This window comes from Novipirellula rosea, assembly GCF_039541335.1.
GTDB lineage: Bacteria > Planctomycetota > Planctomycetia > Pirellulales > Pirellulaceae > Novipirellula > Novipirellula rosea.
In genome coordinates this window covers 248,040-267,150 of the sequence record NZ_BAABGA010000107.1, presented here as the reverse complement: position 1 = coordinate 267,150, position 19,111 = coordinate 248,040, and the positions used below count along the sequence as shown (strand labels likewise).

Annotated in this window: 19 protein-coding genes; 10 read left to right on the top strand and 9 right to left on the bottom strand. The window is 52.8% G+C overall.

Annotated elements, in window-relative coordinates; all coding sequences use genetic code 11:
• Positions 1 to 6 precede the first annotated feature (6 nt).
• Positions 7 to 990, top strand: coding sequence for a hypothetical protein (locus ABD971_RS31350; protein ID WP_345327668.1), 984 nt, complete (start codon positions 7 to 9; stop codon positions 988 to 990).
• A gap of 16 nt (positions 991 to 1,006) precedes the next feature.
• On the opposite strand, the gene ABD971_RS31345 is transcribed toward ABD971_RS31350, so the two are convergent.
• The 5 genes from ABD971_RS31345 to ABD971_RS31325 all read right to left on the bottom strand — a co-directional run bounded on the left by ABD971_RS31345 (position 1,007) and on the right by ABD971_RS31325 (position 5,877).
• Entirely contained in the window at positions 1,007 to 1,819 is an 813-nt protein-coding gene (locus ABD971_RS31345; RefSeq protein ID WP_345327666.1) for a serine/threonine protein kinase, read from the bottom strand.
• Positions 1,820 to 2,137: 318 nt separating this feature from the next.
• Entirely contained in the window at positions 2,138 to 3,433 is a 1,296-nt protein-coding gene (locus ABD971_RS31340; RefSeq protein ID WP_345327664.1) for a hypothetical protein, read from the bottom strand.
• Between the two features lie 27 nt (positions 3,434 to 3,460).
• Positions 3,461 to 4,366 carry a hypothetical protein gene (locus ABD971_RS31335; RefSeq protein ID WP_345327662.1) on the bottom strand — a complete coding sequence of 302 codons (906 nt, stop codon included), beginning with the start codon at positions 4,364 to 4,366 and terminating at the stop codon, positions 3,461 to 3,463.
• A 398-nt stretch (positions 4,367 to 4,764) separates the two neighbouring features.
• Positions 4,765 to 5,163, bottom strand: coding sequence for a hypothetical protein (locus ABD971_RS31330; RefSeq protein WP_345327660.1), 399 nt, complete (start codon positions 5,161 to 5,163; stop codon positions 4,765 to 4,767).
• A 39-nt stretch (positions 5,164 to 5,202) separates the two neighbouring features.
• A complete protein-coding gene (locus ABD971_RS31325) occupies positions 5,203 to 5,877 on the bottom strand; it encodes a nucleotide-binding protein (RefSeq protein WP_345327658.1) in 675 nt (224 codons plus the stop codon).
• On the opposite strand from ABD971_RS31325, the gene ABD971_RS31320 reads away from it, so the two are divergent.
• Positions 5,865 to 5,990: a hypothetical protein gene (locus ABD971_RS31320; RefSeq protein WP_345327656.1), complete on the top strand. Its 126-nt coding sequence runs from the start codon at positions 5,865 to 5,867 to the stop codon at positions 5,988 to 5,990. The two genes, ABD971_RS31325 and ABD971_RS31320, sit on opposite strands and share 13 nt — an antisense overlap.
• A 376-nt stretch (positions 5,991 to 6,366) precedes the next feature.
• Positions 6,367 to 7,812, top strand: a complete 1,446-nt coding sequence (locus ABD971_RS31315; protein ID WP_345327654.1) for a replication initiator protein A — start codon at positions 6,367 to 6,369, stop codon at positions 7,810 to 7,812.
• A gap of 48 nt (positions 7,813 to 7,860) precedes the next feature.
• Here the strand turns inward: ABD971_RS31315 and ABD971_RS31310 are convergent, their stop codons facing one another.
• Together ABD971_RS31310 and ABD971_RS31305 are read right to left on the bottom strand one after the other, a co-directional pair.
• Complete coding sequence (locus ABD971_RS31310) at positions 7,861 to 8,184, bottom strand: hypothetical protein (protein WP_345327652.1); 324 nt, start codon at positions 8,182 to 8,184, stop codon at positions 7,861 to 7,863.
• 409 nt (positions 8,185 to 8,593) lie between these two features.
• Entirely contained in the window at positions 8,594 to 8,854 is a 261-nt protein-coding gene (locus ABD971_RS31305; RefSeq protein WP_486348657.1) for a four-helix bundle copper-binding protein, read from the bottom strand.
• A gap of 157 nt (positions 8,855 to 9,011) precedes the next feature.
• Here ABD971_RS31305 and ABD971_RS31300 point away from each other — a divergent pair, with 157 nt between their 5' ends.
• The 7 genes from ABD971_RS31300 to ABD971_RS31270 all read left to right on the top strand — a co-directional run bounded on the left by ABD971_RS31300 (position 9,012) and on the right by ABD971_RS31270 (position 16,479).
• On the top strand, positions 9,012 to 9,467 hold the full coding sequence (locus ABD971_RS31300) for a YHS domain-containing protein (RefSeq protein ID WP_345327648.1): 456 nt from the start codon (positions 9,012 to 9,014) through the stop codon (positions 9,465 to 9,467).
• Positions 9,355 to 11,451, top strand: a complete 2,097-nt coding sequence (locus tag ABD971_RS31295) for a copper-transporting P-type ATPase (protein ID WP_345327646.1) — start codon at positions 9,355 to 9,357, stop codon at positions 11,449 to 11,451. Before ABD971_RS31300 ends, ABD971_RS31295 begins: the two co-directional genes overlap by 113 nt.
• Positions 11,452 to 11,648: 197 nt before the next feature.
• Positions 11,649 to 13,151, top strand: a complete 1,503-nt coding sequence (locus ABD971_RS31290) for a TolC family protein (RefSeq protein WP_345327644.1) — start codon at positions 11,649 to 11,651, stop codon at positions 13,149 to 13,151.
• A gap of 89 nt (positions 13,152 to 13,240) precedes the next feature.
• The gene (locus tag ABD971_RS31285; protein WP_345327642.1) at positions 13,241 to 14,743 is read left to right on the top strand and encodes a copper oxidase; all 1,503 of its coding nucleotides are present in this window, start codon (positions 13,241 to 13,243) and stop codon (positions 14,741 to 14,743) included.
• A gap of 159 nt (positions 14,744 to 14,902) precedes the next feature.
• Positions 14,903 to 15,163, top strand: coding sequence for a metal-sensitive transcriptional regulator (locus tag ABD971_RS31280; RefSeq protein ID WP_425571400.1), 261 nt, complete (start codon positions 14,903 to 14,905; stop codon positions 15,161 to 15,163).
• 639 nt (positions 15,164 to 15,802) lie between these two features.
• Positions 15,803 to 16,369 (top strand): PP2C family protein-serine/threonine phosphatase, encoded by a 567-nt coding sequence (locus ABD971_RS31275; protein WP_345327638.1) that lies wholly within the window; start codon positions 15,803 to 15,805, stop codon positions 16,367 to 16,369.
• Positions 16,270 to 16,479, top strand: a complete 210-nt coding sequence (locus ABD971_RS31270; RefSeq protein WP_345327636.1) for a SpoIIE family protein phosphatase — start codon at positions 16,270 to 16,272, stop codon at positions 16,477 to 16,479. Before ABD971_RS31275 ends, ABD971_RS31270 begins: the two co-directional genes overlap by 100 nt.
• Before the next feature lie 13 nt (positions 16,480 to 16,492).
• Here the strand turns inward: ABD971_RS31270 and ABD971_RS31265 are convergent, their stop codons facing one another.
• Both ABD971_RS31265 and ABD971_RS31260 read right to left on the bottom strand, forming a co-directional pair.
• Positions 16,493 to 17,146, bottom strand: coding sequence for a GNAT family N-acetyltransferase (locus ABD971_RS31265; protein WP_345327634.1), 654 nt, complete (start codon positions 17,144 to 17,146; stop codon positions 16,493 to 16,495).
• Between the two features lie 464 nt (positions 17,147 to 17,610).
• Positions 17,611 to 18,990: a hypothetical protein gene (locus tag ABD971_RS31260; protein ID WP_345327632.1), complete on the bottom strand. Its 1,380-nt coding sequence runs from the start codon at positions 18,988 to 18,990 to the stop codon at positions 17,611 to 17,613.
• Between the last annotated feature and the right edge of the window lie 121 nt (positions 18,991 to 19,111).

Below are 19,111 nucleotides of genomic sequence, written 5' to 3'. Positions count from 1 at the left end.
CGGCCTATGATCGATGTGACATCGCTTGGCAGCTACGTTTTTTGTGCGAGAGCGGGCGTCCTCAGCTACAAGCAGCAGGGGCTCGATAGTGGCAATGTAGAGAAACCGAGAGTTCCCAACTTAAGCTATGTGCCGGCGTTTACCGAAGATGAGCTAAAGGAAGAATTCGACCGCATTTTTCCTGCGTTTCTTCGGTACAGCTTGAGCTGTTTAATCGGATTTCTTCTGCTTTGGGTTATCGCCGCCTTTTTTTCGGTGTCACTATCGCTACTTCTTTTGCTGCCTGGATCTCTCCTTGCGTGGAAGGCGACTACGGACGGGCTGTCACTGCTCGCGGTACTGGCTGAACTGTCTCGCCATAAAGACGCAACTCCATCCCAGCTTGATTCGACTGCAACCGGTCCCGTCGAAGTCAGTTGGTACGGCTTAATAAAGGATGGCTACATTTCGTTTAAACCAAAGGGGCGATACGAAGACCTATCACTAAATCTGTGCGGTCAACCGTGGCGAATTCTTCAGACGACTAACGCTGATCGCATTCCCGTTTTTAATTATTCCGGCAGCAATTTTGTAATTCGGGATTCTCAGATCATGCGGTTAGCTCTGTACTCGCACCTCTGCAAAAAGGAATTTCGAGGGTCGAAATCGGAATGGGGCATCCTCCTTGATGTAGCAACAAAACGCTGCTTTGCGATTCCTATCGACGATCACTTGAGAAGCAAAGCAATCAAAGAGCTCAAAAGGTTTTCCAGAGTTCTGGACGAAGATCAAAACGGCCAGCCTGTCAAGACTCCTGCCGGTTCACCTTGCGAGAACTGCCTGTTTGGTAAGCCAAGGCCGTTTATCTCTGGAGTATCCGATACCCGTTTTACAACCGGCCCCATTGGAGCAAACACACATTCTGGTCACCATGGTCAACCAGTGCATTCTGATTGCGGCGATAAGTTCGACTGGCGTCCGCATCATCGATACTGGCATGAAAATTCTTAAACTCGCTCGATGAGAATCAGCCAGGATGAGCAAGCCAATTCCAGACTGTCTGAGAGAAACTTCGATGCTTGGAAAGATGATCGGCCTTGGATTGTAACGACTGCCAAATTCCGCCAAGGGCTTGGGCGAACTCTTGTGAATTAGGGAATCGCATCTCCGGTCTTACCTGCAATGCTTGACGAAGAACATCGTCAATCTCTCGCATCACCGATCTAGGTACATTCGTCGACCTCAGAACAACGCTGGGTGGCTGATAGCGATTCGCGATCTTCTCGAACCCGATGTGTCCGGCTTTTCCACCATAGCCACGATAGGGAGGTTTTCCTGTGAGCATTTCAAAGAGAACAACCGCTAAGGAGAACTGATCCGCCCTCGCATCGACAGCATCGAGTTCCTGAAAAATTTCTGGGCTGGAATAAGTCACGTTTGAACCGTCACCTAAACATCGCCTTGACGTTCTTTCAATCTGCCAACCGCTGCCAAAGTCGATTAAGAACATCGCACCGCGGTCGCTTGGCAAAATCAAATTCGCCGGCTTAATGTCTGCATGAATAATTCTCGCCGAATAATGCAAGTCCGACAGTGAGTAAGCCATTGACTTCGCACGCCGAATCGCTTCCCAAACACCAATCGGTGACGAATCGAACTTTCGGAAACGCGTATAATAAGTTGCTAAATCGATTCCCTCGCACCATGAGAGTAGAAGCTTCGTAGTGCCATCGCTTGTTTCAACGTCGATCAGTTTCGGCAAACCGTACTGATTCTGTGGTATGCGAGCAACTGAACGCCTCAATTGCTCAGACTCTTCAGAGAATGGTAGCTCAATCACAGTGTAGGTTGTGCCACGCGGCGCGGGTGAGCGATGATGTACCTTCCATCGCCCGCGCCACGGGGTCGATAATCGCTCAAGAACCTCATATCGCTGACCACGAATGCGAATCGATTTTGCGGTAGAATTTCGATTCATAACCGGTAGCGACCGATGGCTATAGGAATGCAACACGTTCCGACAGTAAACACTTTGTACCGAGGTCTCAGCAAAATTTTCGTCAAAACCACGTTTGATCCACATTATCGGCGGCACCACCACCGGCACGTTCACACTCAGTGCAACGTGCCGGACATCACGCCTTTTGCGCCCGTCCAGTTATTTCCCCAAGTAGCCCTTTTCCACGAGCAACTGTCCGTACTTTTTAAGCAGTAGATACGCCGGTCTCGCTGCAGCAGCCTCGGCCGGTTTAGGATAGCCACCAATGTAGTTCTGCGGGTAGGGTGCAGCGACCTTTCTGTCGTTGGTTGGCGAGACCATAAGATGCAAAATGGCGCTGTAAGCCCCATCTCCCTCGACCTTGTCCTTCAGGGCTCCTGCGGCTACGAGACGAGCCAGCGACACCGGTCCCGTTGTACCAACATCTGCATAAGTAGTCGAACTAACGGGCTGGGTGTGACCATCTACAAATAGTTTTCCAAGGTAATGCTTGATTTGCGGCAAGTCTCGTTGGAACTCTGCTTCCAATTTTCGCTTCGCTGCCTCAAGTCTCAGTTTTTCCTGTTCATCCACGAGGCGTTGCTTGGCCAAGTCGATCTGCTCTCCTGCGATCTGTATCTTCCGCTGGTGTTCGAACGCTGCCGCCTCTCGATTCATCGCAGCGACCTTTTCATCAGCCTGCGTTTTGTCGTCGTCCAACCGCTTTGCGTGAGCAATTGCAAGTTCTGCGTTCCGTTTAATGATCGCATCAGCAAGGGTCATCGAGGAGGGATTTTCCAGCAGAGATTGTTTTTCAAAAGTGTCCATCGAAAGTGAAACCTGAGCAAGCGAATCCGTGTAGCGATCGACCATAGATTTGGTCTCCGCAATCATCTTTTCCAAGCCGTCAGGTATCCTTTGAGTTTGGACTTGGGCGGTTTCTTCTTCGATAATTCGAATCCGCTTTTTTAAAACCATAAACTGATTTGCTGGAACCGGCTCTGACAGCATGAGGGTTTCGACGAGACCGAGCGTTGTAGGATGATTTGCCAGGCGCCGCCCAGTGTCATTCGATGCCAAGTCGCTAATGCGTTGATTCCAGGTGGAAAGGTTCTTTTCCAACTCAGAAAAGTTTATGACAAGTTTTTCGATTCTCTCAATCAATGCCTCAGACTCAATTGCCCGCATTCGCTCGTCGATGGATGGAGTAATTGGCTCGCCATTCACTACCTCGTAATGCGTTGGCTGATTTATCGATTCGCTAGGCATCGGCGTTTTGCTATGTGGCACGGACTCACTACTTGGCTGAGTTGCTTGCGCAACAGCCACATCCGAATTCGTACTGGATACGACCGTGTCCAATTGCCTGCCATAGATCCACCAGACTACAAACGCGATCAGCATTCCGAAAACTGCTTTTCTTCCAATCGGGTGGGAGTTAATAATAAAATCAATAACCTGAGTAACACGCGGCACAGGAGACGCCCCTTTGGAAAGCGATGACTACTCGAATATCCGACCCAAGAACCTTTGAAGCTCATTTGTGACGTTCGACTCCCGCGAAGTCTCTGCTGACAATGGCACGTCGACCCAGCCAATCAAAACGTACCGTTCGGCGAGCACAATCGCCGGGTCAAAATGGTAGCGAACCGTAACATCTTCGGTAATCGTCCAAGCTGTTTCACCAATATCTTGCTCGATGCAACGCTCGCGAATAAGATTGCCCTCGATCATGCGTACGTCATTCATCAATACGTCGGGTACGTTATCGATAATGGATTGAACGTGAGGCGGAATCGACACCATTCCGTCACCAATGCGAGATGAAACGGCGTTCACAATGTCGTGAACATGCGCGGCTACACTTTTCTCGCTCACGCCGGATGTCTCGTTCGTCCGCCAAGCGATGCGTTTCTTCCGGTCCACTCGAACTTCGCCTACGAGACCTGAACGGATTGTGCGGGAAACCAATTTGCGATCGATGAAACTGTACTCACAAGCACTGTCACCGAACCACTCGATTTTGCCAAGCACGCAGCGTTCGGTCAAAGCGTCGAGTTGGTAGACCATGTGAGAAACCATTTTGTGGATGGTGTCATGGATGTTGCTAATTAAAATTTCTCGCGACTTGGAAATTGGTAGCGGTGCAAGACTCGCATCCAAAACCGAACGTATGGTCATCGGCCACATCAAGCCTTCCATAATCTCATTCGCCCACTCCTTCGATAATTCACGGGCTGCTTGCTTCGTTTCGTCATGGAACTCTCCGGTGATGGAAGCATCAATACGGATCAGCGAAGTCAAGAGTTGCATCCACTCGGTGCGAAATTGAAGTAGCGACTTCCAATCAGCCTCGTAGGCAAAAACGAGTTCGCGAAAGTTATCGCACGTCAATGACGTTTCTCGCATCGAAACCATTGGAAGAATCCGGGACTTCAAAAGCTCTATGACCGAATCGGTGTTCGTGGGCGGGCGCAGATCGCGATTAAAACTTGCACCGAGAGAAAAACGCATTCGATCAAGCGTCGACTGCGGAGCTCGGACAGTGCCATCAGCCTCCGCACTTACAGCGACTTTGCCAGCAACCATCACATTCCCTTTCGTTCAAGGAGACAGATTGATCAGTGAAACCCTTGTTTTACTAATACCCGCTGTCTGCCCAGAATGCCATAGTTTCCGCACGAAGTTGGCTTAAATTCTTGTTTTTACCTCGGGCTGACGCCAAGAGTGGGGAAATTTTGGTCTGTAATTCGTCAGCTCCTGGCACTGCCAATAGGCAGCAATTGACAGTCGTTACGGCGACTTCATCAGTCCAAGAAACCGTTTTCCTTGAGCCAAGGTTCTAGTGCTTGTTCTACCAAATCTTGCTGCGTGAACACTTGCTCACCCTCCAGTTCGCGTTCCAGCGATGCACGCTTTAGAGCGCCAGCAACCTCGGGACGTAGCCGTACCGTAACGGGGATCAGCCCCACTGGGACGGACCGACATTTTCGCTTCGCGGTTTGCGTCTTAGGGCGAGACTGGCTCGTCGTCGTAGTGGACTGCAAGCTTGGCTCAGCTGATTCGTCACCCGGTTGTAATTTCGTTGACGCAATGCTCGATTTCTCAGCCAACCCATTTTGCGTGACAAACGATCGGACAAGCTCAGGGTCCACGCCCGGCACGGAACTCGTTACTGCGGACGTGAGTGATCTTCTTTCTGCCATGTTCAATTCCTCTGTTGTTGATTCTCCCTTTCCTTCTGGTTACTCCCCATCATTCGCCATTCGTATCTCCGAAGCGGTCTCTAAACCGATTTTGGGAAAAAGCTCTCGGAACAACGTGTCCAGATCTCTCGCCGCTTCCCTTGCCGCAAACCCCATATTGCCACAAAATTTGGCTTGACCTGGCGCGTCCGCAATCGCTTGACGCAGAATGATCGGGGTCTCGGCCAGTGATAAGTGCAAACTCATTGCAGCTTCCCTCATATCTTTTGTCAGGCGGTACCCACGACCGACCATGCTCAGCACGGCAATTGCGTCTGGTGGACCTTTTCGAATAGCTTGTGCCTGACGCACGAACGAAGTGTTCTTGCTTAACGCCCTAGCTTCCATCATGCTCGCCTTACACGGAATCACTGCCAGATCCGCACACAAAAGCAACGCTCGGCTGGTTTCGGTTTGTGATCCAGGACCGTCGGCAATTACAAACTCTGATTCACTCGCCAGCAGCGGCAGTTCGTCGAGGACCTCATCCGAATTTGACAATCGAACCACTCTCACTTCAGGTGCTGCTTCACGAATCCATTCGCTCGACGAACACTGCGTATCGCAGTCGGCCAGTATCACGCTTCGACCATGACCACGAAGCCAGCCAACCAAGCTACCCGCCAACGTCGATTTGCCAACACCACCTTTACTATTTACGAATGCGATTATCATGCTGGCTTAGCTACACGATGGCAAACTTTCCCGCAAGCATTATTTTCGCGGTGCCATCCAGCGTGTTCAATGACCTGTGGACCAAGCTCCAATCCATCCGCACCGATGGCTAGCCGTCTTCTCGACCTGCATACTTGCCAGCAAGCCTGCAAGCATAATTTTCCGTCAGTTTCGAATATTGCTTGCCCGCCGCGTCGCAGTATGGCAGGGTGCGACGGAGCGAATCCGATGGGGTCACAGGCGTACCGTACTTTGAAACACTTTTGCATCGCCCGATCACCGTGTTCTGAGACACTTTTTACCGTCTCTTGAAACACTCAGGTGACCGTGAATACCGTCTATTGAAACACTTTTGTCCACGTAAGGGACTGAAATGACAAACGATTCGTCAACAGTAATTTTGTTTTATTAACTCATATACAACAACAAACGGAACGGTTGTCTTTGGAGAAAAACCGAACGAAAAAAACACCAACCCAACCACGCGTTATGGCTTCCGATTCGTATGAACTTTCGGCCACCGGTGTCGATGAAATGAACTTTGCGGAGTTCCCGTTGGCGGCAATATCGAAGAGAATCGATGATGGAAAGAAAACAGTGACGTTTGAGAACGTCATCTTTGACCGAAAAGAACGTCGCAACGTGGTTCGCCGCCTAACTCTCTCAGGTTCGGATCGGTACGGGTTGCCGATCGTAAGCGACGAGGACGTGCTGCTCGGTTGCATTCAGCTTACTCGGCTCCAGGGTTATCGCTCATCCGAAGTCCAATTCTCTCGATACGAGCTGCTCAAGCTGTTGGCGTGGCCCGACAATACGCGCAACTATCAACGACTGGCTCAATCGCTGCGGCGGTGGAAAGGCTTGACCATCTTTTCCGACCGAGCGTTCTACGATCACGCAGCACAAAGCTGGGTTAATCGTGACTTCAGCGTCTTTGACAATCTGCAAATCTACCATCGTGAAAGCCAAACTGGATCAACTTCGTCAGGGCAATCACGCTTCACCTGGAACGAAGTCATTTTCAACAGCTTCCAAGCAGGCTATCTCAAAAAATTGGACTGGAATCTGTATCTCAGCCTTAGCAGCCCGATCGCCAAACGACTCTATCGCTTTCTCGACAAACGGTTTTACTACGGAAACCATGTGGAAATTGATCTTCACGAACTCGCCGTGATGAAGATGCGGCTGTCAGAAAACTACAACGCAGCGCAGATTAAGCGAGTCCTATTAAAGGGGATCGCCGAACTAGAATCCAAGTGGGAACTAAAGTCATTGCCTGGGAAAGTGCAATTTGAAAAGGTGGCGACGAGCCGTTGGATCGTTCGCTTTCAACGGAAGCCAAAACGGAAATCAATCGACCATCCGATCGCGACGGGGAACACGATTTTGGATCGTTTTGACCAATCGAGCTTGGCCGTCGAACTGACGCGCCGGGGCATCGGCCCGGCTTCGGCCAGTGAGTTAGTCGAGAACGCGGCATCAACCAATGTGCAAACAATGATCGAAATGTTTGATTGGTACAACAACCATGGTCAGCCAAGGGGACCAGGGTTTCTTGTACAGGCCATTCGCAACCCCAATAGTATCGTCTTTCCCCGAGGATTCGAGAGCTCCGAACAGGCAGCGCAGCGGAGAACGGCCCAGACATCCCGTGTCACGCGAAAACGGATACTTCTCGACGCTTCCAACGCAGAACAGCAGCAAACCGTCGATCGTCTTCAGACGCAATTTCAGGTCTTTTGGGACGGCCTGTCACCAGCAGAGCAAATTGAATTTGAAGACAAGGCAATCGAGCTTGCCGACTCAACCAAACGGCTTGGTTATTACCGTTACCAGGGACGCGAGGGGAAACTGTTCCAGCAATATCGGAACATCGTGCTCCGCGATCACTACACGCAACTCGTTGCTGTGAAGGCAATCGTTCCATCAAAATGAGGAGCACCAGCTGACTCGTGTTACCGACAGGTTGGTGCTCCTCAACCTTTAAAGAATCTCGTCGTGGCTAGTACAACGATCTGCTACCTCAAATTCGTTTTGCTTGCTGGCTTGCAGAGCAGCTTGCTTTTCAGCAATCCAGCTGGCTGCCTCGTGAATCACCTCTCCCAGTGCTTCTTCATTATCGGAGAAGAAGTTCATAGAGTAGCCATCCCGCCCCGAACTCTTCGCCTTCCAAGCTCGGCTGAGCGAGAAGTCGAAGTACTCAAAGCCACTGGGAGCCTGCCGCTTCCAGATCGACGCAGCAACAGCGCCGCGGCGAATAGTTGTTTCAGGTTTTGCTTGTGTTTTGGTTGTCTTGGTGTCAGTCATCGTTAACTCCATGATGATGTGCTTTGATAATAGCTGACCCAATACCACGGTTTCTCACCAACTGTCAAACGAGTCGGGAAACTGCTTAGAAATTCGTTAATCAGCTCAGCAGCGTTTGCGTAATTATGTCGAGCGATTGCCGCGTTGCAGCGGGTTAGCGTTCCAGAAAATCATCCACAAAGGTAGCGGATGGTGTCAAACCACGAAGCTCAATCGTTTCGCATCCGCTCCAAAGCAACTGCGAAACGAATTGGGCCCAAAATTGCGTGGTTATAAGATGCCATTCGTGTGTTCAATGTCGGAAAAACAATGCGAATGTTTATTCGACCGATGTCATGGCATACTTTTGAGTCAAACTCGATGCTAAATACTACGCTGTCGTCGATGCACAGCTTTCGTGGCACTTGCGTCAGTACTCGACGCATTTGCCGATGTTGCCGACCTGTTCGCAGCTATCAGCACAAGCTTTGCAGATTTCTGCGCAGGCCTTGCAGTAATGAACGTGGTGGTCGCTGTTGCGGCTCATGAGGTCAATACATGCCGCACAGGCTGCGGCACAATCAAGCATCAGTTTGACGTGGGTTTGCTCGACGTGAGCACCACCCTCTGATAGGCAGTGGCTTGTCAGCATCTCATTGAGCATCGTCTGGCATTCTTGGCAGTTTTTCAATCAGTCTTGCATCGAGGCGGTATGTGGCGACATTGATTACTCTCTGTGAAATTGGAATTTCAAAAATTGGTGAAGTTGCCGTGCTGCAACGGCATGTAAGTTGCATACCGTAGTGGGGTATAGTTTCAATTGACAAGATGGCAGCCAAGGAAGCCTCATGGACCACGATCAAAACCAAAACTCATTGCCTGTCGCCGATTCGACTACGAAGATCGATCCAGTTTGCGGGATGGTCATGCCCGCTGACAGCCCTCGGTCCGCAATTCACGCCGGGGAAACTTATGTGTTTTGTAGCGATGGCTGTTTAGCGAAGTTTGAAGCAGACCCGGGTAGTGTAGTGACGGCGCGGGCACAGAAAGAGGCGGAGAAAAAGCAAGCGGGGGGATTGGAGAGTGAGGGAAATGGGGAGCATTCGTGCTGTGGTGGATCGTCGACCAAGTCACGTGATCAACTCCCGCTCCCCCCCCTCTCCGGACTCCCAGGCTATCTACACCTGTCCGATGCATCCAGAGATCGAGCAGGTCGGGCCGGGCGACTGTCCGATTTGTGGGATGGACCTGGAGCCGAAGACTGTCTCGGTGGACACCTCTGGCGAGGACGAAGAGTACGCTGATATGAAGCGTCGATTCTGGGCCGGCGTGACGTTGTCGGTGCCGTTGTTGGTGATTGCAATGGGGCCAATGGTTGGGCTGCAGATCGGCAATTGGATGTCCAATAGCGTATTCGCGTGGCTGCAATTGTCGCTGGCCACGCCAGTGGTGTTTTGGTGTGGTTGGCCGTTGTTGGTTCGTGGCGCCAAGTCATTCCGCAGCATGAACCTGAACATGTTTTCGCTGATCGCGGTGGGAACAATGGCGGCTTATTTGTTCAGCCTAGTGGTCGTCCTATTGCCTGGCGTGATCCCCGAAGCCTTTTTCGAAAACGGAGTGCCGCCGCTGTACTTCGAGGCGGCTGCGGTGATCATCACGTTGGTGTTGCTTGGACAGGTGCTGGAGCTTCGCGCACGACAACAGACCGGCGGTGCGATCCGCGAGTTAATGCAGTTGGCACCCGAGACGGCACATCGGTTGACCGAAGAGGGTGAAGAAGAGGTCTCGCTCGATTCGGTTCACAAAGGTGACCGCTTGCGAATTCGGCCGGGCGAGAAAGTTCCGGTTGATGGCCGCGTCCTTAGCGGCAGCAGCAGTGTGGATGAATCGATGCTGACGGGCGAGCCGATCCCGGTTCAGAAATCCGAAGGGGACGAGGTCACCGGGGGTACGCTGAACCAAACCGGCGCGCTCGTGATGGAAGCGGTCGGCGTCGGAGGCGACACGGTGCTGAGCCGGATCGTCCAAATGGTCGCGGATGCCCAGCGGAGTCGTGCGCCGATTCAAAAGCTGGTCGACGTCGTGGCTCGCTATTTTGTACCCGCGGTGATTTTCTGTTCGATCCTGGCGTTTATCGGCTGGGCGATGTTTGGCCCCGAACCTCAATTGGCACATGCCTTTGTCGCCGCCGTTGCCGTGTTGATCATTGCCTGCCCTTGTGCGTTGGGATTGGCCACGCCGATGTCGGTGATGGTCGGGGTTGGCCGAGGCGCCAAAGAGGGCGTGCTGATCAAGAATGCCGAGGTCTTAGAGGTGATGGAAAAGGTCGATACGATTGTGGTCGACAAAACGGGAACGTTAACGCAAGGCCGGCCGGAGGTGACCGCGATTGAAACGTTCGGCGGAGCAAACGAACCGGAGATCTTGGCGTTGGCCGCCGCAGTCGAGACGCAGAGTGAACATCCGCTCGCTCAGGCGATCGTGCGACGTGCGAAAGAGGACGGTGGGCAGCAGCATGAAGCGACGGAGTTCAGCAGCATCACCGGCGGTGGCGTGCAAGCCAAAGTCGATGGACGCGATGTGATCATCGGAAAGGCCGACTTGTTAATCGAGCAAAACGTGGGTGGCGTCGATGCGGGGCGTGAGCAGGCGGCGAAGCATCAAAACGAAGGAGCGACGGTGATCTTTGTCGCAGTCGATGGCCAGTTAGCCGCCCTGATGGCGATCACAGATCCGATCAAACCAAGTACGCCGGCGGCTCTCAAAACGCTGCATGAACTCGGTTTGAAAGTGGTGATGTTGACGGGCGATGCCGAACCGACGGCGAAAGCGGTCGCCACAAAATTAGGGATCGACGAGTTTCATGCAGGGGTTTCGCCCGAAGATAAACATGATTTTATTCGTAAGCTAAAAAGCGAGGGCAAAATCGTTGCGATGGCCGGCGATGGGATCAACGACGCACCGGCGCTCGCCGAAGCGAATGTCGGTATTGCAATGGGCACAGGGACGGGCGTTGCGATCGAATCTGCGGGCGTGACCCTGGTCGGTGGTGACCTTCGCGGTGTCGCAGCGGCAAGCAACCTGAGCCGCAAAACGATGAGCAACATCCGCCAGAACTTGTTTTTTGCTTTCATTTACAACGCATTGGGAATTCCCGTTGCCGCAGGACTGCTATATCCATTCTTCGGTATTTTGCTGAGCCCGATGATTGCCGCTGCTGCGATGAGTTTGAGTAGCGTGTCGGTAATCGCTAACGCATTGAGACTGCGTGCTGCGAAATTAACCTGATTCGAGCCGTGTTGGCATAGGGTTCGCTCAACGTCACACAGCGGCGCCGCTCGCAATTTACCTAAACCGCATAACCGGAATTTCCTTGCCTTAACTCTCTGCATTGGATAAGACCAGATGTACCCAGGGTGGGTATAGCTCCGATACCGTTCTGTAGGCAACGATGCCACACAGGGCTGCTGAAGGAGCACGACAAAGTGAAACGACGTTTTGCAAAATCTCGCATGTTATTAGCACTCGCACTGACTGGAACCGCATCGCTGGCTTCGGCCCAGAGACCGGATCCAGGAAAAACGTTCGTCCCTCCGCCGCCTGTCCCTGACGCTCCGTATGGATTGAGCGATCTGGACGCAGCGGGTCCCTTGTTTCCTCACCAACAGCTAGGGGATGACGGCTACTCGATGGCTCCACCTCCGGTTGTCGTTGACGGCCAAGTTGTTGGCGGCCTGGCGGTCCAAGACTTCAATGTTGTCAGTCACACGCTGAGTGACTTCTTGGCAATGGCCGCGCAAAACAATCCGACCATCCGCCAAGCACGACTGCAAATTTCTGGGGAAACAGCCAAGGCACTGCAGGCGGGTCTGTATCCGAACCCAACCCTGATCTACAGCGGTGAGCAAATCGGCTTGGACGTGCCAGGGGACAAAGATTCACCCGGCGAGTTCCAAGGGTTGTTGGTTGAGCAACGATTTGTAACGGCAGGAAAACTTCGTCTGAGTCGCGAGAAGTACATGCGACGTGCTCACGTGACAGAACACCTTGCCATCGCTCAGCAGTTCCGCGTTTGCAATGATGTGCGAGTCCATTTCTACCGAACACTCGCAGCGCATCAAGTGCTCCAGTTGCGTGGTGAACTGCTAAAGACCGCCGAAGACGGTGCCGTGACGGCTCGCGAATTATACAACCAAGGCCAAGCGACACGCCCCGAGGTGCGGCAATCCAACATTACGTTGCAGCGTGCTCGATTGGATGTTCTGACCGCCGAAAATCATTATCGCGATCAGTTTCGTCAACTGGTTTCGCTCGTCGGCGTCGACTTCGCCGTCGCACCGGTGGCCGGATCGCTGATGCCCGAAACGGAGCCGATCTCGTATCAGCAAGCCGTTTCGACACTGCTGGCCGAAAGCCCTGAATTGATGGCGGCCCGTGCCAAACTTGCGGGCGATCGTGTCACACTACAACGCGAGCGAGTCGAGTGGGTACCCGATATCGTGGCCCGTGGTGGCGCAGGATACAACTTCGACGCCAAAGAAACCGTCGCGGTCGCAGGGGTCTCGATTGAACTGCCGGTGTTTGACCGAAATCAAGGTACGATCCGCCAGGCTCAAGCGGATCTAATGCGTCAACAGGAAGAGATCCGCCGCACGGAACTCAATCTGCAACGTCGCTTAGCAAGTACATATCAACAGTATCTAACATCGCTTCAGATCGCTACCGAATACGATCGCGTGATCATCCCCGAAGCACGTATGGCGTATGAAGAGCTGCTCGAGAGCTACAAGGACAACCGCGTCGACTGGCCGGATGTGCTATCGGCTCAGCACGACTTGTTCGATGCACGGCTGACGCAGATCCAACAACTCGAGATGGTCCGGCAAAACGAGGTACTCGTTCGTGGATTCATGCTCGAGGGCGGCTTACAAGCGGCACAAGGACCAACACCTCCAGGCCATATCGATGCGACTCCAAAGCCGCGGTAGTGAAGTTTGAAGAGTGAGGAGTGAGGAGACGGGAGATCGAATGCGAAAGGAGTCGACCTATTTACTTTTGCAACAAGAGAGACTGAACCATGCCCAGTAACGAAGATCGTCGCCAATTCTTGAAAGTCGGTTCCCTCGCGGCAGCGGGTGGACTGTTGGCGGGTGCTGCCAGTGCACAACAGCCGATGGACATGAAAGACATGCCGATGCCCCAGGGGCATGCTGGTCATTCCGATAAGCCCCAGCCAAAAGTTCCTGCGGACTCGGATGTCGAAGCCGAAATGGACGGTTTTTCTCGCTTCAAACCCAGTCGCGGCAACGACCCCGATTCGGACTATTATCTTGGCAAATTGATGCCAGGATTTCGTAGTGCTGCCGCAGGTCCAGCTCCTTTTGAAGCTCCCGACCTGACCAAACTGCCCTGGAAAATGGTGCGCGGAGCGAAGGAGTTTCACTTGGTGCCGATGGCGGTTGAGCGTGAGTTTTTGCCAGGCTACAAGATGAATGTCTACGGCTACAACGGCAGCATGCCAGGACCCACGATCGAAGTGAATCAGGGCGATCGGGTGCGGATTGTTGTCACCAATGAACTGCCCGAAGCCACCACGACGCATTGGCACGGCTTTGAGATGCCGGTCCAGTACGATGGCAGCGAAACGTTGACACAGAACCCAATCGAACCGGGCAAGTCATTTGTCTATGAGTTTGACGTGCACGAAGAGGGGACGTTCTTCTATCATGCTCACGTGCCGATGCAAGAAGCGTTCGGAAGCGTTGGATGGTTCATCGTTCATCCTCGTAAAGTTTTTGATCCACCAGTCGACCGCGACTTTGGCCTGATCTTTCAAAACTTTTTTATTGAGCCGACGCAAACGGTTGCCGACAGTTGGCGGATGGATTGGAACTGGCATACGATCAATGGCCGCAGCGGCCCCTACACCACACCACTGGTGGTAAAACACGGCGAGCGAGTACGGATTCGCTTGCTCGACTTTTCTCCGATGCAACATCATCCCATTCATTTGCATGGACATACGTTTTGGGTGACGGGACACGAAGGAGCGAGGGTTCCCAAATCGGCCTGGATTCCTCGCAATACCGAATTGGTGGGAATTGCGCAGGCATCGAATTTTGAGTTCATCGCCAATAACCCAGGCGATTGGATGTTCCACTGTCACATGGTCCATCACATGATGAATCACATGACGCGACAAGTCGGCCCACGGATTCGTGAAGGAGTTTCGGTAGACCGATATTTGGCGAACGCTTCGAACCGGCCCCCCGTCGATGCAACGCGTAATGATCCGGGGTTCGCCACGCCGGGGTACCCGCAAGAAATGAAGAGCATGAATATGTCGGATGCGATGATGAAAACGATTTGGGATCGCCGCGAAGTCCAGGGGATGCGGGCGATGTGGCCGATGTCGATCATGGGGCTAATGACCGCCCTACGGGTGTTACCCGAGGATCTATATCACAAGGTAATGGAGACGGATGAGTCGGTCCCCAAAGGGAGTGTTTTCGAGGAAATTGTGCGTCGTTTCGGCGATCCCGCGAAGTACAACCCAGGTATGAAGGGGATGAAGATGTAGCCCGCGGTGTTGCGTCGCTCCGAGAAGTTGTCAGAGTGGTGGGACTGTCGATCGAGGCCGAGTTCGCTACAATCGCTGGGCTTAGCCGCAGGTTTTACTCCCAATTCCCTGATTTCGTCAGTGTTACCCGTCATGCTTTCCGAGGACGATAAAAAGAAATTGACAAATCGCCTTCGACGTGTCGTGGGACAGGTCGATGCCGTTGGACGCATGATCGAAAACGATCAGTACTGCGTCGATATCATGATGCAGTTGTCCGCTGCGACTGGGGCGTTGGGGAAAGTCGGTGAAATCGTCCTCGAAAACCATTTGAAAACCTGTGTCGCAGAAGTCCTCGAAGGTGGAGAATCCACCGACCGAGAAAAGAAGCTCGAAGAGTTAATCGGTCTGTTCCGAAAATACGCAAGTGTGATTGATTGAGCTTCGCGATGGCTATTTCCGCAGCATGCCTTGAGGTCGCCACGGTGTTGCGCTGCACCGAGAGATCCAATGGCCGACTGCATCAACTGTTTCCGATCCTACGGATCGGCTTTGGCATGCGGCCTTGCAAATGCTCGAAGATGCAGAGCAGCATTTCATCGTCTGCCACGTCGCCAGCGTAATAGAACATGACGAAATGGCAATGAAGTTGGTGCGTTTTCTCGAGGAAATCAGGGCGAGACACTTCGCTTTCACGGAGACGACTTTACGCAGGCATACATTGGGATGTGCCGGGTATGGACAGACGATTTATCGGCACTCAAGAATTGCATGTCGCGATCCCGTTCGCTCGAAAGTTTTCTTGCCGCGTCAAGTTTGGATGAGTTCAAGTCATCTAACTGATGGGTTTTCGTCACCAAGCTAGGTGCAGCTCCCAACTCCACAAAGAAATCTATGGAGTCACCGAAGATTTGGCGGCAGCTTCCTCTACCGCGACAGCTTCTCATTGCCGTCAATTCGGTGCTGCTGGTCGCCGTCGCGTTGTTTATCATCGTTGACCACCGATTGCGAATCGTTCGACACCTTGATCAGACGCGGTTCGCGTAGTCTGAGGAAGCCAAGACGCTTTACGAAGCCGCCGTGGCGGTGGATGCCAGTGAACCGGGGGCGCTCGCAGGTGTCGTTGCGGCTGCAGTAGTGAATTTGATGCTCTACTTGATGGTGACGAAACCAATGCGAAGACTGGTTGCGTCGTTGCAGAGCATCGGTGATGGGAATCTCGATTCCCGAACGCAAAACCTAAGCTGTCGCGAATTGCGGTATCTTGGCGATCAAATCAATGTCATGACTGAACGTCTCGATGCGTCTGATCGGGATCGGCGTTTGCACATGGCGAAGGCACGCGAGATCCAGCAGAATTTGCGCCCCGGTGAGATTGATCTGCCACAACTGAAGATCAACTCCGTGTTTGAACCTGCCGAAGATGCGGGGGGTGATTACTCCGACGTGATTGTCTTAAACGATTCACAGGTATTGCTTTGCGTCGCCGATGTCGCGGGTCACGGAGTGCCTGCCGCGATGGCGGCAACCTTCCTGAAGGCGTTTGTGTGCGAAGCAGCCAAGGTGACGGCGTTACCGAAGCGTTTAATCCTGACGAGGAACAGTTTGGGACGCAGCGTGTCGAGCAAGTGGTCGCAGCAGGAATGAACGATCACGCCAATGAGTTAACGAAACGCTTAAAAGAATCATTGCGAGATTTTCGAGCGGGGCGAGTAGCGTTTGATGACACCACGCTGCTGGTTGCCGAAGTAATGTAGTGAACTGGTCAATTTAAAGTCGTTGATCTCCTACATAGCGTCCGAATTGGATGCCACCGGACATCGGTTGCGGTGGATACTTTGCTATTGTGAAACCACCGATGCCAAAGAGCATACTACGACCGAGAAATTGAAAGCCCATTCGCCGGATGCTACGTAACGCACGGTGATTAGAGCCTTCGGTTGTCAACATCAGTCTGGTGAAGCCTTGACTGGATAGTAGCTTCGTCAATTGAGAGATCATGGATGCGTACAATCGCCGACCGCGATATTCGGGCAAGACGAAGACACTAAAGACGTACGCCATTCCATTGGGAAGATAAAGTGGCAACTGAGTCGCATGATTTCCGTCGTGGTTGATCTCGCCCGGAATATTTCCTTGCGCCATCCAAATGGACGAGGCTAGCAACTCGCCATCAAAAAACGCGAACCCTCGTGCTTGCCCTTTTTCTAGTAAGTCCAGATGTTCGGAACCGAATTTCTCGGGATAGGTCTTACGCAACGCAATGAGTATTGAAGGCGTGAGTTCGGTGAAGACCAAGCCGTCGAGTAAATCCGTAGTCTCCAAGTCGCTGAACTCTGCCGCAAAAAAGCAGCAGACGTTCGCAATGGCAAAACGACGCACTACCCGATAGGGAAGGTAAACGATTCGAGTCAAGAAACGCATCAGTCGCAGCATCCGCTAGAGCAACTTCCGTCCGATCCGCCACTTGATAACGACGCGGTTCGAGTGGGAGGAGCCGTGTAACTTGATGCCGGCTGGGCACTCGACTTGTAATCCTGTTTCATGTCAACATCTGTGTCGTACTGAATGCTTGACGCCGCTTGAGCAATGTAGCTTTCCATGGACGAAGTCTCTTCATTTTTCGCCAGCCAGGGTAAACGGCTCGTGGCGCAACCTGTGGTTAATAATTGTAAGCCACCCAGGGCCAGCAGGATCGCGATGTGTTTTGCTTTCGTATTCAATTTGACAATCCGTGTCATTCAAGAGATTAAAAGGGCGGGGACGGCGTGACTATCGACCGCGAACGAGCCGCAGTTTCCAGGGACACCGCCCCCGCGTTTTAGCGAAAACAGATGCAAGTCGCTTTCATCCGATGAGCTACCTCGCCAATCCGTTTCCAGTTCCGCCTATCGAAGTGTTGGTGCGTTGACTCCTTGCTGTGCGAGAACGGCCAACCATTTCTGAGGTTCAGCAGCAATCTTTTTTGCGCAACCTGGGCAGCAAATGTAGATCGCTTTGCCAGCAGCATGGACTTTGTAGGGGCCGCCCATTGCGTCGAGCGGTTCATCCATGACGGGGCACTTCTTTTGAACGGCGATGAACGGAGCATCCTCGGCACTGACCTTGAAGATACCAGCTCGCACTTGTTCTGTTCCCGCGGGGACAGAACCCGCCGAGCCGCCGCCGTACACGATGGCGAGGTACTTCGCAGGGTCAGCCTTGATCTTTTTGATGCAACCCTTGCAGCACAAGAAAATAGGTTTGTCCCCGACCATGACTTTGATGGGATCGCCCATGCTTCCAAGCGGTTCATCCATTACCGGGCAATTCTTCTGCTGGGCAATCAATGCGGCGTCGGCTTGCGTGGCGGAAGTCACCTCAATGTTGGAGCTAGAAGCATTTGCTCCCACAGTCTCAACTCCCGCACTTGCCTTTTGGTCTCCGTAGACCATCGCCAGGTATTTCGCGGGCTCGGCCTCAATCTTTTTGATGCAGCCCTTGCAGCAAAGATAGATTGGCTTATCACCAATCGTGACCTTTATCGGAGTGCCCATGCCACCAAGAGGTTCGTCCATGACGGGGCAAACCTTTTGACGAGCAATGGCGTCGGCGTCGGCAGCCGTTGCGGTTGCGACCGTGATCTGCGGACGACCGGCGGCGTACTTCGCCGGGTCAGACTTCACCGCATTCACGCAGCCACCACAGCAAACAAAGACACGCTGACCATCCACGTCCACAGCAACGGGATCACCCATGCTGTCAAGTGGTTTGCCACTGACTGGGCAAATCTTCTGTCTCGCAATTGCGGCTGCGGCAAGCTGAAGTTCGCTGGCCGGAACCGTTGCGACTTCATTGAGCTTCAATGTTTGGCCACCAGCTGCTTCGATGCCAACCAATTGAATGTCGATGTCGATTTGTCGTCCCGCAATCTGCGAAAGATTTACGGGTGCGGTTAAACCACCTTTGCCATCTGGCAGCAGGTCATAGCGGTAGCGTTTCGCGTTGCCTTCGACTCTCACAGACGCAGCACCACGACCACGATCAACCGAAACGGGTTGTCCATTCTGGTCATAGACGAACATCTGTATGCCACCCTGCGACACGACGGTTTCGAGTTGGACGGCACCGGCCTGTTTCAATGAGCCACCGCGAGGACCAGCCGTTTGAGCCTTCGCCGTTTGACTAGGCATCGCGTGGTTGTGATCCGCGTGATAGTTCTGTGCCTTGACGGTTGACGCCGAAGCGACGGCGATCAGTGCGGCAGTGAGTAAGATGTTGCTTTTCATCAGGTTTTAGTCCTTGTCATTCGTTTGCGACCAATTCCGTTGGGTCGCGTCGGTTGGTGGTTGGATGCTTTCGCGACCCGGTTTCTTCACGAGTTTTTAAAAAAGATTTTGGGAGTCTGGC